The 15,418-nt window shown below is 67.4% G+C and carries 12 protein-coding genes; 2 read left to right on the top strand and 10 right to left on the bottom strand.

The features are described from left to right. Positions 1-49 precede the first annotated feature (49 nt). Both H3H55_RS10750 and H3H55_RS10745 read right to left on the bottom strand, forming a co-directional pair. Complete coding sequence (locus H3H55_RS10750) at positions 50-979, bottom strand: LysR substrate-binding domain-containing protein (protein WP_006762467.1); 930 nt, start codon at positions 977-979, stop codon at positions 50-52. Positions 980-1,202: 223 nt separating this feature from the next. After that, positions 1,203-1,412 (bottom strand): dodecin, encoded by a 210-nt coding sequence (locus H3H55_RS10745; RefSeq protein WP_193098580.1) that lies wholly within the window; start codon positions 1,410-1,412, stop codon positions 1,203-1,205. 135 nt (positions 1,413-1,547) lie between these two features. Here H3H55_RS10745 and H3H55_RS10740 point away from each other — a divergent pair, with 135 nt between their 5' ends. After that, on the top strand, positions 1,548-2,441 hold the full coding sequence (locus tag H3H55_RS10740; protein WP_129512371.1) for an NAD(P)-dependent oxidoreductase: 894 nt from the start codon (positions 1,548-1,550) through the stop codon (positions 2,439-2,441). Positions 2,442-2,507: 66 nt separating this feature from the next. Here H3H55_RS10740 and H3H55_RS10735 read toward each other — a convergent pair whose 3' ends face one another. From H3H55_RS10735 to H3H55_RS10720, 4 genes are all read right to left on the bottom strand, one after another. Next, positions 2,508-2,954 (bottom strand): hypothetical protein, encoded by a 447-nt coding sequence (locus H3H55_RS10735; protein WP_027784713.1) that lies wholly within the window; start codon positions 2,952-2,954, stop codon positions 2,508-2,510. Between the two features lie 333 nt (positions 2,955-3,287). After that, positions 3,288-3,719, bottom strand: coding sequence for a large conductance mechanosensitive channel protein MscL (gene mscL / locus H3H55_RS10730; protein WP_193098579.1), 432 nt, complete (start codon positions 3,717-3,719; stop codon positions 3,288-3,290). Between the two features lie 233 nt (positions 3,720-3,952). Further along, entirely contained in the window at positions 3,953-5,110 is a 1,158-nt protein-coding gene (locus H3H55_RS10725; RefSeq protein ID WP_193098578.1) for a tetratricopeptide repeat protein, read from the bottom strand. 80 nt (positions 5,111-5,190) lie between these two features. After that, complete coding sequence (locus H3H55_RS10720) at positions 5,191-5,871, bottom strand: PspA/IM30 family protein (protein ID WP_048248525.1); 681 nt, start codon at positions 5,869-5,871, stop codon at positions 5,191-5,193. A gap of 443 nt (positions 5,872-6,314) precedes the next feature. On the opposite strand from H3H55_RS10720, the gene H3H55_RS10715 reads away from it, so the two are divergent. Next, positions 6,315-8,840 carry a penicillin-binding protein 1A gene (locus H3H55_RS10715; RefSeq protein WP_193098577.1) on the top strand — a complete coding sequence of 842 codons (2,526 nt, stop codon included), beginning with the start codon at positions 6,315-6,317 and terminating at the stop codon, positions 8,838-8,840. A gap of 83 nt (positions 8,841-8,923) precedes the next feature. Here H3H55_RS10715 and H3H55_RS10710 read toward each other — a convergent pair whose 3' ends face one another. The 4 genes from H3H55_RS10710 to mfd form a co-directional block, all read right to left on the bottom strand. Beyond that, positions 8,924-9,394, bottom strand: coding sequence for a DUF3574 domain-containing protein (locus tag H3H55_RS10710; protein WP_226800012.1), 471 nt, complete (start codon positions 9,392-9,394; stop codon positions 8,924-8,926). A 153-nt stretch (positions 9,395-9,547) separates the two neighbouring features. Then, complete coding sequence (locus H3H55_RS10705; RefSeq protein ID WP_129512367.1) at positions 9,548-10,567, bottom strand: threonine/serine dehydratase; 1,020 nt, start codon at positions 10,565-10,567, stop codon at positions 9,548-9,550. Between the two features lie 60 nt (positions 10,568-10,627). Next, a complete protein-coding gene (argE, locus tag H3H55_RS10700) occupies positions 10,628-11,848 on the bottom strand; it encodes an acetylornithine deacetylase (RefSeq protein WP_193098575.1) in 1,221 nt (406 codons plus the stop codon). Positions 11,849-11,942: 94 nt separating this feature from the next. Further along, positions 11,943-15,413 carry a transcription-repair coupling factor gene (gene mfd / locus H3H55_RS10695; protein ID WP_193098574.1) on the bottom strand — a complete coding sequence of 1,157 codons (3,471 nt, stop codon included), beginning with the start codon at positions 15,411-15,413 and terminating at the stop codon, positions 11,943-11,945. Positions 15,414-15,418: the final 5 nt, after the last annotated feature.

The following is a 15,418-nucleotide window of genomic DNA, read 5'->3' as shown; positions in this document are numbered from 1 at the left end:
CGGGCGTGCCGCCGTCGCCGCGCCGCGCTGGCGCGGGCGGCGTGTGTCGTTACGCCTCGATCAGCGTACGGGTGGCTTCGGCGACGAGGCTGCGCAGCCAGCGCACTTCGTCCGAGTAGTGGCAGCGCTCGTGCCACAGCTGGTAGTACTGCATCGGCGGGAAGTCGAGCGGCGCCGGCACGACCGACAGCGGCAGGAACTTCGCGTAGTGATCGGCGAACAGGCGCGTCGTCGTGAAGATCAGGTCGGACTTCACGAGCACGTACGGTGCGAGGTTGAAGTACGGCAGCGTGACGACCACGTGGCGCTTGAGCCGTTCGCGTGCGAGATGCACGTCGATCGCGCCGCGCTGGCCGACCGAGTACGGCGTCGGCGCGAGATGCGGCGCGTTCAGGTACTGGTCGAGCGTGAGCCCGCCGCGCTTCGCGAACGGGTGCGTGTTGCTCATCAGGCAGACGATTTCGTCGACGAACAGATTCGACAGGTGCAGCTGCTCGGGCGGTTCCGGCCAGTTGCCGACGACGATGTCGAGCTTGCCGTCCTCCAGCGCGAGCTCGTAGTCGAATGCGGGGCCGAGCGAGTGGAACTCGAGCGTCGCGTTCGGCGCGGCCTGGCGGAAGCGTTCCACGACGGTCGGCACGAACAGCACGTTCAGGTAGTCGGGGCAGCCGATCCGGTAGCAGCGGATCGACGTGGCCGGGTCGAAGTTGTGCTGCTGGAATTTGATGCGCTCGATTTCACGCAGTGCGTTCTGCACGGGCTCGAGCAGGCGCAGCCCGTATTCGGTCGGCACCATGCCGGACTTGCCGCGTACGAGCAACGGGTCGCCGGTGATGTCGCGCAGGCGCCGCAGTGCGGCACTGATCGCCGGTTGCGACTGGTTCAGTTTGACGGCCGCGCGCGTGACGCTGCGCTCCATCAACAAGGTGTGCAAGACGCGCAAGAGGTACGTGTCGATCGCCTCGCGTTGCTGACTCATGATATCTCCGTTTTATATGTCTGGGCTGATCGAGGGGCAGGGGGGATATATCGTTTTTAATATGAAGCTGGGCCAGCGTCAAGAGATGGATACCCGCAGGTACCCGCCGCTCGGGCCTCGACAAGGGGCCTGAACGGGGTGGAATGCAGGGTGCGGAGCGCGCGGTGCCGTCCGGATGCGCGCGGTGCGGATCCGGATCGCGGCGCGTGATGCGGCGTGCGGGTCAGTCGTCGATGCGCATGCCGACCTTCAGCGTGACCTGCCAGTGAACGACCTGATCGCCTTCGATGTGACCGCGCGTTTCGGTCACCTGGAACCAGTGCAGGTTGTGCAGCGTCTTGCCGGCTTTCGAGATCGCGGTGCGGATGGCATCGTCGCTCGATTGCCGCGACGAACCGGTCAGCTCGATCATCTTGTACACATGGTCGCTCATGATGCGCTCCCTGGGATATCGACATATATCGTCGGTGCAGGTCGCGGTCCCGAAGCTGCGCCGCGCGTGCCCGGCTTCTTGAGTGATAGGTATGATGGGCGGCAAGTGCAACCCATATCGGAGACGAGGAATATCGTGGAAGTCGGATTTTGCGGACCGGGATTGATGGGCGCGCCGATGATTCGGCATTTGCTGGCGGCCGGGCATCGGGTCAGCGTGTGGAATCGCTCGCGCGACAAGGCCGAGGCGCTCGTGAAGGACGGCGCGCAGGTGGTCGGCACGCCGCGCGAACTGGCGGAACGCGTCGACACGGTATTCGTATGCGTGCTCGACGGCCGCGCGGTCGGTGACGTCGTGTTCGGCGAGCACGGGCTGCTCTCCGGCGACGCCGCTGCGCGCCGCCTGCAGCGCATCGTCGATCATTCGAGCATTCCGCCCGCCGCGACTCGCGACTACGCGGCGCGCGCGGCCGCGCTCGGCACGGGCTGGGTCGATGCGCCCGTATCGGGCGGCGTGCCGGGCGCGCAGGCCGGCACGCTCGCGGTGATGGCCGGCGGCCGCGCGGCTGATCTCGACGCGGTGCGGCCGCTGATCGGCACGTATGCGTCGCGCATCACGCACCTGGGCGACGCGGGCGCGGGCCAGACGGCGAAGCTGTGCAACCAGGCGATCGTCACCGCGACGGTGACCGCGATCGCCGAGGCCGTCGGTCTTGCGCAGGCGAGCGGCATCGACGCCGCGCGCCTGGCCGAGGCGCTGGCCGGCGGCTGGGCCGATTCGGTGCTGCTGCAGACGTTCGTGCCGCGCATGACATCGGGCGGCCACGCGCCGATCGGCGCGCTCAGCACGTTCCAGAAGGATGTCGATGCGATCGCCGACGCCGCGCGCGACACGGGCGCCGTGATGCCCGTGTCGGCTACCGTGCAGCAGGTGCTGCGGCTCGGCGCCGCGCAGGGGCTCGCCGGTGCCGATTTCGCCGCGTTCATCGACATCGTGCGGCCCGGCAACGGGCGTCAGCAGGCCGTGTGACGGGTGAACTGAGCGCGTAAACGGCAGATGGGCCGCCCGGAGGCGGCCCATCGAATGGCTGGCGGATCAGCCGAGGGAGCGTGGCGTCGTGTCGCCGGCGTTCTGGCGACCGAGCCCGCCGCGCAGGCTCGCTTTCGTACCTGCACCAAACTCGGGCAGGATGCGCGCGCGCGCCCGGCTCGCGAATACCAGGAAACCGAAGCCGTTCGCTTCGTACCAGTATCCGCCGTTTTCGAGGCCGTCCAGCGGCTGCTCGAGCGCGTTGGCGATCGATTCGATGCAGCGCTTGCGCAGCTCGGCAATGGCCGGATAGGGCGGCTGCGCGCCGCGCACGCTGCACAGGAGCACGTCGAGACCGGGCAGCACATGCGCGTACAGGACGGGTTCGTCCTGCGCACGGGCGCGGGCAATCTTGGTGTCGAGCTGGGCAAACGGTTTCGAGTGGCGCAAAACCGCGAGGAATGACTCCTGGCCATCCTGTTGGGCACGCCGACGTTTTTTCGGGAAGGACATAAACACTCGCCTCAAAAACAATTGCAAGAAATGCGGCACTTTCATGCGACCCACTCCCGGCTATGTACGCCGCATGTCGATCCTTTATAGCACACGAAAATGCTGCATTCGTGCAGTACGACGATCAATGTCTCCCGTCGACCTGCTCGCCATGATCGACACAGCCAGCGTCTTGGCGCCCGTACTGTCGTTTAGTCTCCATCATAGACCTGCTTTCCCCGCGCGTGCATTCGCGCGTCACAAAAAAGTGAGATAGGCCGCATGCGGCGGTGCACGGCGCGCGCAATAAAAAGGCCCGCACGGGGCGGGCCTGACGGGCGGGGCGCTTGGCGCTCAGCGCTGCTTGAGCGAATCGCGGATCTCGCGCAGCAGCACGGTGTCTTCCGGCGTCACGGCCGGCGCGGCTTCGTCCGGCTTGCGCAGCTTGTTGATGAATTTCACCATCAGGAAAATGATGAACGCGAGGATGACGAAATTGATCGCGACCGTGATGAACGAGCCGTAACCGAACGCGGCGACACCGGCGGCCTGCAGGTCCTTGAACGAATCGGGATTACCCTTGAACGTCGGGGGGATGGTGCCGAGCAGAACGAACTTGTTCGAGAAATCCAGGCCGCCGGTCAGCACGCCGATGACCGGCATGATGAGATCTTTCACGATCGAGTCGACGATCTTCGAGAACGCGCCGCCGATGATCACGCCGACGGCGAGATCCATCACGTTGCCCTTGACGGCGAACTCCTTGAATTCCTTGATGATGCTCATGAGCGGCTTTCTCCTTGTTGGGGCGAAGGGAGGCGTGCCGCGACGCGCAGGGATGCATTGCGTCGAATGAGGGTCGGTGGCACGCCGATGGCCGCATGATAGCGAACGCTCCCCATTGCCGGTAGTCCATCTTGAAATGATTGACAAATCCGCGCGTCGGCGCGGCCGGCCATGCAGGGGAGCGTGGCGTGCGTTGCAGCGCGTCGCGTCGTGCGTCGACGCGCTGCGCAGGGTCAGGTGTTGTCGTCGGTCCAGCCGTCGTCATTGCTGCCGAGATCGACGTTGCCGCTGCCGCCGTCGCTCCAGTTCGACGCGTCGCCGCGGCCGAGGTCGAAGCCCGGGTCGGCATCCTGCCGGCGGCGCTCGCCGTCGACGATCACGTCGCGTTCGACCACGCGTTCGCGGCCGCCCGACATCGCCTCGCCGAGCAGCACGCCGGTCAGCAGCCCGCCCATCCCGCCGCCGAAACCGCCGCCGCCTTGCTGGATCACGACGGGCGGCTGCTGTTGCGGATAAGGCTGCGGCGGATACGGCTGGCCCTGCGCGCCCGTCATGCGATCGGCTTCCTGCGCGTACACGGAGCCGCTGCCGTTTACCGGTGCCGCGGGTTGCGCGGCCGGGTCGGGGCGGCCTTCGACACGCGCCTTCACGCTTGCATGGCGCTGTTCGAGTTCATCGACGCGATACGGCGGCACCGGATTCTTGCCGTTCGACAGCGCCTCGACGAGCGTGCGCGCATCGCCCTCGAGCGCGTCGAGTTCGCCCGTGAGCGCCGCGGCGCCGGGCGCCGTCGACAGCTTCGCATCGAGTTTCAGCGGACGGATGTCGTTCAGCACGTCGGTCGCACGCTTGAGCTGCGTGCGGCGTTCGTCGTCGGCGCGGCCGTCGTCGGCCGTGCGCGCGCGGCGCAACGTCCAGCGCAGCACCAGCGCGATCATCGCGACGATCAGCCCGAGGCCGATCCACATGCCGGTCGACGGGCCGTGTTTTTCGGCGGGCGCGGCGGGTGCGAGCGACGGTTGCAGCGTGCCGGCCTGCGTGGCCGACGGCGCGTTGCCGCTCACGCGCGCGGCATCGGCACGGATGCGCGACTCGGTCTGCGCGAAGTGCGACGCGTCGGTGAAGCGCAGTTGCGGGTCGAGCGACTTCGCGCGCTGCAGTTGCGTGAGCGCATCGGACGCGCGGCCTTCGCGGTCCAGCACCTGCGCATACAGATAGCGCGCGTGCGCGTTGTTCGGATGGGCGTCGATGACTTGCGACAGCTGCGTGTCGGCTTGTTGCCAGTTGTGCTGTGCGATCGACTGCTCGATCTGCTGCAGCGACGGTACCGCGAACGCGGCGGACGACAGCAACATCAGCGAGAGGCCGAGTGCGGCGAGAGATTTCTTCATGGTCGAACCGGGCGCGGGCGCCCGTCTCCTGACGATCGGTTCGCGCCGCGTGCCCGGGGCGGGCCGCGGCGCGGTGGCCGTTACTGCGCGGGCGTGTCGAGCTGCTTCTTCAGCGCGGCGAGGCGGTCCTCGACCGACGGGCCCTTGTTCAGCGCGGCGAGCTTGTCGTCGAGCGCCTTGCCGCTCGACGTGTCGGCCGAATTGAGGCGCGCGTCCGAGCGTGCGTTCTGCAGTGCGACCTTGTCCTCGAGCTTCTGGAAATCCTCCGACAGGTTCTTGCCGCCGATGCCGCCCAAGGCGCTGGCCGCGACGTCCTTCGCCTGTGCGATTTCCTGCTTGGCCTGCAGGATGTTCGAGCGCGCGTTCAGGTCGTTGCGGCGCTGGCGCATGTCGGCGATCTGCCCCTTCAGCTTGTCGACCGACGGTTCGAGCGTCGTCAGCTCGGCCGCGAGCGCGTCGCGCTCCGCTTCCGCGTTCGACTGCGCGGCGAGTGCCTCGCGTGCGAGTGCTTCGTCGCCGCCCTGCAGCGCGCGTTTCGCGCCGTCCTCGTACTTCTTCACCTTGTCGTCGGCCGCGTCGCGCTTGCTGCGCTGGGTCGCGACCTGTGCCTCGATTTCGATCAGCGAATTCTCGGCACGGCCGATGCTGTCGTCGAGCTCCCGCACGATCTGCCGTGCGTCGCGCGACGGATCCTGTACCGAATCGGCCGCATCGTTCAGCAGGCCTTTGATCGTGCGCGAAACAGAGTCGAAAAGCGACATGAAATCCTCCGTGATTAAAAGGCGCCGCGTCACCGCGGCAATGCCCGTCGCGAGCCGTTCGCGACCCGCGTGAGCCGGCGGATATTACACCACCGGTTCACTTAAATACGGCTTAAACGCGCGAGTTCAAGCGGCATGGGCATCAGGATGTCGAACCTTTCGCGATTGAAAGAAAATCGGCCGCGGACCCCGCATTGCGTGTCCATGATAGGCCGAGGAGGATGACAATACGTTCCGGAAATCACGGTATTGCGGGAATTTTTACAAAAAATCGCGAAGGGGCTCGGTCGATTTCATTAAAATGCGCTGTCACGTCGCGGGAACGGATCGCCGCGCGGCGGGGTCTGTCGACGTGACAGCCGCATCTCGATGCACCCACTCTGATTCATTCGCTTGCATTTCCGCATGCGTCCGAGGGCGCCACGTACGCCCGCCATTCCGACATGCCAATTATCAAACGACCGCCTTCTTCTTCCGACAGGAACGAACCCCACTACACGCTGCGCCGTTCGCCGTCCGGAGCCTATTACCCCGATGACGACGAACGCGACCCTCGCAACGACGACCGCCGCGCACAGCGCAGCGGCGGCGGCGGGGGCCGTCGCTCGTTCGGCTCGCGCGTCGCGCTGTGGTTCGCCGGCCTGTTCGTGACGCTGGCGATCGTCGGCGCGCTGATCGTCGGTTACGCGCTGGTCGTGATGGCGCCGCAACTGCCGTCGCTCGATGCGCTGACCAACTACCAGCCGAAGGTGCCGCTGCGCGTGTTCACGGCCGATCACGTGCTGATCGGCGAGTTCGGCGAGGAGCGCCGCAGCCTCGTGCGCTTCCAGGACATTCCGGACGTGATGAAGAAGGCCGTGCTCGCGATCGAGGACTACCGCTTCTACGAGCACGGCGGCGTCGACTTCGTCGGCATCCTGCGGGCGGGTGTCGCCGACCTGATGCACGGCGGCGCGCGCCAGGGCGCGAGCACGATCACGATGCAGGTCGCGCGTAACTTCTTCCTGTCGAGCGAGAAGACCTACACGCGCAAGATCTACGAAATGCTGCTCGCGTACAAGATCGAGAAGGCCCTGACGAAGGACCAGATTCTCGAGCTGTACATGAACCAGATCTATCTCGGCCAGCGCTCGTACGGCTTCGCGGCCGCCGCGCGCGTGTATTTCGGCAAGGACCTGAAGGACATCACGCTCGCGGAAGCGGCGATGCTCGCCGGGCTGCCGAAGGCGCCGTCCGCGTATAACCCGGTCGTCAATCCGAAGCGCGCGAAGGTGCGCCAGGAATACATCCTGAAGCGCATGCTCGAGGTCGGTTACATCACGCAGCCGCAGTACGACGAAGCCGTGAAGGAAGAGATCCACGTGCGCACGCCGGGCAACCAGTACGCGGTGCACGGCGAATACGTCGCCGAGATGGTGCGGCAGATGATGTATCAGCAGTACAAGGACGAAACCTATACGCGCGGGCTGACCGTCACGACGACGATCAACTCGGCCGACCAGGAGGCCGCGTACCAGGCCGTGCGTCGCGGCATTCTCGACTACGAGCGCCGCCACGGTTATCGCGGCCCCGAAGCGTCGATCAACCTGCCCGCGGCCGGCGACGACCGCGACGAGGCGATCGACGACGCGCTCGCCGATCACCCGGACAACGGCGACCTGCAGTCGGCGGTCGTGCTGTCGGCTTCGCCGAACGCGGTCGAGGTGCAGTTCGTCGGCGGCGCGACGACGACGATCGGCCCGGCCGGGCTGCGCTTCGTGTCGGCCGCGCTTGGGGCCCGTGCGAACAACGCGCTGCGCATCAAGCCGGGCTCGATCGTGCGCGTGCTGAAGGACGGCAAGACGGGCTGGCAGGTCGTGCAGCTGCCGCAGGTCGAAGGCGCGCTCGTCGCGATCGCGCCGCAGGACGGCGCGATCCGTTCGCTCGTCGGCGGCTTCGACTTCAACAAGAGCAAGTTCAACCACGTGACGCAGGCATGGCGGCAGCCGGGTTCGTCGTTCAAGCCGTTCATCTACTCGGCCTCGCTCGACAAGGGCATGGGGCCGGCGACGATGATCAACGACGCGCCGCTGTATTTCCCGCCGAGCGTGCCGGGCGGTACCGCGTGGGAGCCGAAGGACGACGACCAGCCTGATGGTCCGATGACGATGCGCACGGGCCTGCAGCGTTCGAAGAACCTCGTGTCGATCCGGATCCTCGCGTCGATCGGCACGCAGTATGCGCAGCAGTACGTGACGCAGCGCTTCGGCTTCGATCCCGCGAAGACGCCGCCGTATCTGCCGATGGCGCTCGGCGCGGGCCTCGTGACGCCGCTGCAGCTCGCGACCGGCTATGCGGTGTTCGCGAACGGCGGCTACAAGGTCGACCCGTACCTGATCGCCGAAGTCGACGACGCGCGCGGCCAGGCGCTGCAGAAGTCGCAGCCGGTGATCGCGGGCAGCACGGCGCCGCGCACGATCGAAGGCCGCAACGCGTACGTGATGAACAGCCTGCTGCATTCGGTCGCGACGGCCGGCACGGGCGCGGGGACCAACGCACTGGGCCGCAGCGACCTGCAGGGCAAGACGGGTACGACGAACGATGCGAAGGACGGCTGGTTCGCCGGTTACCAGCAGTCGCTCGTCGCGGTCGCGTGGATGGGCTTCGACCAGCCGAAGAGCCTCGGCAGCCGCGAATTCGGCGCGCAGCTCGCGTTGCCGATCTGGGTGAACTACATGCGCACCGCGCTGAACGGCGTGCCCGAGCAGCAGATGCCGATGCCGGACGGCCTGACCTCGCTCGACGGCGAGCTGTACTACGCCGATCGCACGCCGGGCAACGGCTTCGTCGCGAACGTCGACATCAACCCGGCCGAGAACGCGATCAGCGCGAACGACGCACTCGGCTCGGCTGGCGCGGCAGGGCTCGCGCCGCCGCCCGTCACGGCGCAGGAGAAGCAGCAGATCATGGACATGTTCGAGAACAAGTAAGCGGTACGCCGCTGTTCCGGCATGCGACGGGCGCCTTCGGGCGCCCGTTTTTTTGCGTGTCGCCGATAGCGGGAGCAGCGGAATCAGAACGACGCGCAGGCCGGCACGACCGTCATGCCAACCGACTCCTGCCGGAATCGCGCGACATACGTTTGGCGGATCGCGGCGAGCCGCGCGCGCGTGTCGGGTGTATCGTCGGCGATGATACGGATCACGAAGCTGTCTTCGCGCGTGATCCCGCCGCTTGCGCGGTCGCGCCACTGGCCGTGCGTGTCCCAGTAGGTGAGGCCGTCGGGGAAACGCGGCGTGACCGTATCGGCGAGGAATGCCGTGCGTTCCGCATCGGTCACGGGGCCGCGCCCCGCGATGTCGCGCCCAAACAGCAGGTCGGCCTGCAGCATGCGGTTCTCGCCCGGCTGCGTGCAGGCCGGCTGCGCGCCGACGACGGGCGAGGGCGGTGCCGCGCAGCCGGCGAGCAGCGCGATCGCCACGGCGCCGACCAGCGGCAGCACGCGGTGCCGCCACGTCGCAGCCCGTGCGTGCGGCGGCCGCATCCGCCCAATCTGCCCATTTCGCGTCGATCGACCTTCGCGCGCGCAAAACGCTGCGCGCTCAACCACTTGCGTGTTTGTCCGGCGGGTTATCAACAGGGCTGTCAACATAATCTGGGGATAACCCTAGGTTGGTCCACGTGTGCCCGCGCGGGGTCAGTGCCGCAGTTTCGCGTGCGCGAGATGCATGCCGAGCGTGCCCGGGTCGGTATTCGTGCCCGACAGCAGCACGCCGACGCGCTTGCCCTGCAGCGTCTCGCGCAGCGGGCCGAGCAGCGCGGCGAGCGCGGCCGCGCAGGCCGGTTCGACCGACAGTTTCAGGTGCGAGAACAGGAACAGCATCGCGTCGCGCAGCGCGTCGTCGGACACGGTGACGATGCGGTCGATGTGGCGTCGGCACAGCTGGTAGCTGTATTCCTCGGTATGCGGCGCCATCAGCGAATCGGCGATCGTCTGCATCGCGCTCATCTTGATCGTGTGATTCGCCGCGAAGCTGCGGCTCATCGCGTCGGCGCCTTCCGGCTCGACGCCGTACACGTGCACGCGCGGATTCGCGAGCCGCAGCGCGGTCGCCATGCCGGCCGCGAGCCCGCCGCCGCCGATCGGCACGATCACCGCGTCGAGGTCGGGGGTCTGCGTCGCCCATTCGTAGCCGAGCGTCGCGGTGCCGAGTATCGTGTGATAGCCGTTGAACGGATGAATGAAGAAGCGGCCTTCCTCGGCCTCGATCCGCCGCACGAGATCGAACGCCTGCGACGCGCTGCCCGCGAGCACGACTTCCGCGCGGTACTGCTTGCACTGCGCGATGCGCGTCGAGTTCGCGGTATGGAACATCACGACCTTCGCGCTGCTGCCGAGCCGCATCGCCGCATACGCGACGGCCGCCGCGTGATTGCCGGCCGACACGCAGGTGACGCCGGCGTCCTTGCGCGCCTCGTCGAGCGCGAGCAGGTGCGTGAATGCGCCGCGTGCCTTGAAGCTGCCGCTCACCTGCAGCAGTTCGAACTTGAAGTTGACGTGCGTGCCCTCGAGGGACGGCAGGTCGGCGCGCTCGAACACGGGCGTGCGCGCGACCCAGGGCGACAACGCAAAATGCTGCGCGGCGATTTCGTCGAGCGTCGGAATCGGCTCGCCGTCGATCGTCGTATGGGCATTGCGCTGTTGTTCAGTCGACATGGCGTGGCGGGTGGCGGAGTGGGCCAGCCCGCACACGCGGGCCGGCGTGGCGGGAGGCAGTCAGTGCGCGTCGACCGACATGCTGCGGATGAACTTGCGCAGGAACTGCTCGCAGCCGGCGAGCTGCGCGAGCTCGACATACTCGTTCGGCTTGTGCGCCTGCTCGATGTTGCCGGGCCCGCAGACTACGCTCGGGATGCCCGCGCGTGCGAACAGGCCGGCCTCGGTGCCGTACGCGACCTTGCGCTTGTCCTGGTCGGCCGTCAGCGCGCGCACCAGCTGCGTGATCGCGGCCTGTTCGGTCGCGTCGAGGCCGGGCGCCGCGGCGATCTTCGAGAACTCGATCGCGGCATTCGGATGCTCGCGGCGCATCTGCGGCAGCAGCGTTTCGTGTGCATACGCTTCGATGCGCGTGAAGATCTGCTCGGGATCGAGCGTCGGCAGGTTGCGGAACTCGAAGTCGAACCGGCATTCGGCCGGCACCGTGTTGATCGCGTTGCCGCCCTGGATCGTGCTCGTCTGCGCGGTCGTGAACGGCACGTCGTACAGCTCGTCGAACGGGCCTTCGGCGCGGAAGCGCTCGGCGAGGTCGCGGATGTGGCAGATGAGGCGCGCCGCGTACTCGATCGCGTTCAGCCCCTTCGGCGTCAGCGACGAGTGCGCCGCGTGGCCGCGCACGCAGCAGCGGTACGCGTTGATGCCCTTGTGCGCGATGATCGGCCGCATGCTGGTCGGCTCGCCGACGATGCAGCCGGACGGTTGCACGCCGCGCTTGACGAGGTCGGCGATCATCAGCGGTGCGCCCGCACAGCCGATTTCCTCGTCGTAGGACAGCGCGAAATGGATCGGCTGCGCGAGTTTGGTCGCCTGCATCTCGGGCAACAGTGCCAGCGCCGTGCCGATGAAGCCCTTCATGTCGCAGGTGCCGCGGCCGTACAGGCGGCCGTCGCGGATCTCCGGCGCGAACGGGTTGCTGTCCCATTGCTGGCCGTCGACCGGCACGACGTCGGTGTGGCCTGACAGCACGATGCCGCCGTTCGTCGAGCCGTCGTGCGCGGGCACGGTTGCGAACAGGTTGGCCCAGCCCTCGCGCGGATCGTGCGTGATCGTTGACGCGATGCCCTTCGCGGCGAGCGCGTCGCGCACCGTTTCGATCAGACCGAGATTCGGCACGCGGCTCGTCGTGTCCATCGATACCAGTTGCTTGACCCAGGGCAGGCAAACGAGCGATGCGTCGCCCTGGGGTGCAGCGGACGGCGCGGTCGCGTCGAGAGTGGACATGGCAAAACTCCGTCTGATGAATGGGAAAATCATACTCAAAAACGCGCCTGGCCGCCCGCGCCGGGCGCGGTGCGGTGCAGCATCGCCGCGGCCGTCAGCGCGCCGCGGCCGCCGCTCCCTGCTTCGGGCCGAGCGCGCGCAGCGTTTCCTTGATCGTCGACACGCGGATCGCGAGATCGGGCGAGCGCGTCTCGATGCGCAGCTTGTCCTGGCCCGCGAGCTTGATGTGCCGGTGCTTCTGCACCATCTCGATGATCCGCATCGGATCGATCGGTGGATTCGGTTCGAACTGCAGCCCGATCGCGACTTCGCTCGCGTCGATCTTCACGATGCCGAGCGGCTTCGCGGCGATGCGCAGCCGGTGCGTCTCGACCAGCGCGTGCGCCTGCGGCGGCAGCTTGCCGAAGCGGTCGATCAGTTCCTCCTGGATTCCGTCGATCGAGTCGCCGTGCTCGCAGTTCGCGAGGCGCTTGTACAGCGACAGCCGTTCCTGCACGTCCGCGCAGTAGTCGGCCGGCAGGATCGCGGGCGCGTGCAGGTTGATTTCCGTCGTCGCGGCGAGCGGCGCGGTGAGGTCGGGCTCCTTGCCGTTCTTCAGCGCCTTCACCGCGTCGTTCAGCATGTCCGTATAGAGCTGGAAGCCGATCTCGTGGATCTCGCCCGACTGCTTGTCGCCGAGCACTTCGCCGGTGCCGCGGATCTCGAGGTCGTGCATCGCGAGATAGAAGCCCGAACCGAGTTCCTCCATCTGCTGGATCGCCTCGAGCCGGCGCTGCGCCTGCTTGGTGAGCGCCTGCGGATCGTGGACCAGCAGGTACGCATAGGCCTGGTGATGCGAGCGGCCGACGCGGCCGCGCAGCTGGTGGAGCTGCGCGAGGCCGAACTTGTCCGAGCGGTGCATGATGATCGTGTTCGCGCTCGGCACGTCGATGCCGGTCTCGATGATGGTCGTGCACAGCAGCACGTTCGCGCGCTGCGCGACGAAATCGCGCATCACGCGCTCGAGCTCGCGCTCGTGCATCTGGCCGTGCGCGATCACGATGCGCGCTTCGGGCACGAGCGCCTCGAGCATCGCCTTGCGGTTCTCGATCGTCTCGACCTCGTTGTGCAGGAAATACACCTGGCCGCCGCGCTTGAGTTCGCGCAGCATCGCCTCGCGGATCACGCTTTCCTCCTCGCGGCGCACGAAGGTCTTGATCGCGAGCCGCTTCTGCGGCGCGGTCGCGATCACCGAGAAATCGCGCAGCCCTTCGAGCGCCATCCCGAGCGTGCGCGGGATCGGCGTCGCGGTGAGCGTCAGTACGTCGACTTCCGCGCGCAGCGCCTTCAGCGCTTCCTTCTGGCGCACGCCGAAACGGTGTTCCTCGTCGATGATCACGAGGCCGAGGCGCTTGAACTGCACGTCCGACGACAGCAGCTTGTGCGTGCCGATTACGATGTCGACGCTGCCTTCGTTGATCTGCGCGATCGCCGTGTTCACTTCCTTCGTGGTCTTGAAGCGCGACAGCTCGACGATCCGCACCGGCCAGTCCGCGAAGCGGTCGATGAAGGTCTGCGTGTGCTGCTCGGCGAGCAGCGTCGTGGGCGACAGCAGCGCGACCTGCTTGCCGCCCATCACCGCGATGAACGCGGCGCGCAGCGCGACCTCGGTCTTGCCGAAGCCGACGTCGCCGCACACGAGGCGATCCATCGGCTTGCCGCTCGTCATGTCGCCAATCACGGCGGCGATCGCCGCGGCCTGGTCGGGCGTTTCCTCGAAGCCGAAGCTTTCCGCGAATTTCACGTAGTCGCGCGGGTCGAGCGCGAACGCATGGCCTTCGCGGGCCGCGCGGCGCGCGTACAGGTTCAGCAGCTCGGCGGCCGTGTCGCGGATCTGCTGCGCGGCCTTGCGCTTCGCGCGTTCCCACTGGCCGGAGCCGAGCGCGTGCAGCGGGGCGCTGTCGGGATCGGCGCCGCTATAGCGCGAGATCACGTGCAATTGCGCGACGGGCACGTAGAGCTTGCTCTCGCCCGAGTATTCGAGATGCAGGAATTCGGTGTCGCCTTCGCCGAGATCCATCGACACGAGGCCCATGTAGCGGCCGATGCCGTGCTGCGCGTGGACGACCGGGTCGCCGACCTTCAGCTCCGACAGGTCGCGCACCATCGCGTCGACGTTGCTGGCTTGTTCCTGCCGACGGCGGCCCGCGCGGCGGCCGAGCGCGCCGTACAGCTCGGTTTCGGTGACGATCGCGTAGCCTTCGCCCGGGACCGAGAAACCGCTCGACAGCGGCGCGACGCCGAGCGCGAAGCGTTCGTCACTCGTAAGCCAGCCCGCGAAGTGGTCGTTCGACACGGGGCGCAGGTGATGCTCGGCGAGCAGCTGCAGGATCGTTTCGCGGCGGCCGGCCGATTCGACGGTCAGCAGCACGCGCTTGCCCGACGATTCGACGAACGTGCGCAGCGACGCGAGCGGATCGTCCGCATGGCGGTCGACGGTGAGCTCGGGCAGCCCCGTCGCCCAACCGCCGGCCGGTTGCGCGGGCAGCACGACGCGCGCGAACGGCTTCGCGAACGCGAAGAAATCCTCGTCGGACAGGAACAGGCGCTGCGGCTCGAGGATCGGCCGCTCGCGATCGTGCGACAGGAACGCGTGGCGCTGCTTCGTATCGGCCGTGAAGCGGCGAATCGACGCGTCGAGATCGCCGGCGAACACGAGGTGCGCGTCCTGCGGCAGGTAGTGGAACAGCGTGGCCGTCTCGTCGAAGAAGAGCGGCAGGTAATACTCGATGCCGGCCGACGGCACGCCGTTGCCGATGTCCTTGTAGATCGGCGCGCGGCTCGGGTCGCCTTCGAAGGTTTCGCGCCAGCGGCTGCGGAAGGCCGTGCGCGCGGCTTCGTCGAACGGAAACTCGCGGCCGGGCAGCAGCCGCACGTCGCGCACCGGGTAGAGGCTGCGCTGCGTGTCGGGATCGAACGCGCGGATCGAGTCGACCTGGTCGTCGAACAGGTCGATCCGGTACGGCAGCGGCGAACCCATCGGATACAGGTCGATCAGCGAGCCGCGTACGCAGTATTCGCCGGGCCGCACGACCTGGCTCACGTGCTCGTAGCCGGCCAGCGTGAGCTGCGCCTTCAGCTTCGCCTCGTCGAGCCGCTCGCCCTGCGCGAATGCGAACGTGTACGCGGCCATGAACGACGCGGGCGGCATCCGGTACAGCGCGGTGGTGGCGGGCACCAGCAGGATGTCGCAGCGGCCCTCGCCGAGGTCGTGCAGCGTCGCGAGACGCTCCGACACGAGGTCCTGGTGCGGCGAGAACGTGTCGTACGGCAGCGTTTCCCAGTCCGGCAGCAGGCGCACGCGTGCGTCGGGCGAGAAATAGGGGATTTCCTGCGAAAGCCGCTGGGCGTCGACCGCGTTCGCGCAGATCACGGCGAGGAGCGGCACGTCCGGGCGGTTGTCGGCGAGATAACGGGCGATGGCGAGCGCGTCGGCGGAGCCATGCGCGCCGTCGAAGGCAAAGCGCTGGCCGGGTTTGACGCGCGCTACGGGCGAGGCGGACGGGGTGGAAGCGTTATCTGGCATAGGGA

The sequence above is a fragment of the Burkholderia sp. Z1 genome, assembly GCF_014893795.1.
Classification (GTDB): domain Bacteria; phylum Pseudomonadota; class Gammaproteobacteria; order Burkholderiales; family Burkholderiaceae; genus Burkholderia; species Burkholderia theae.
This window is presented reverse-complemented; position numbering and strand designations above follow the sequence as displayed.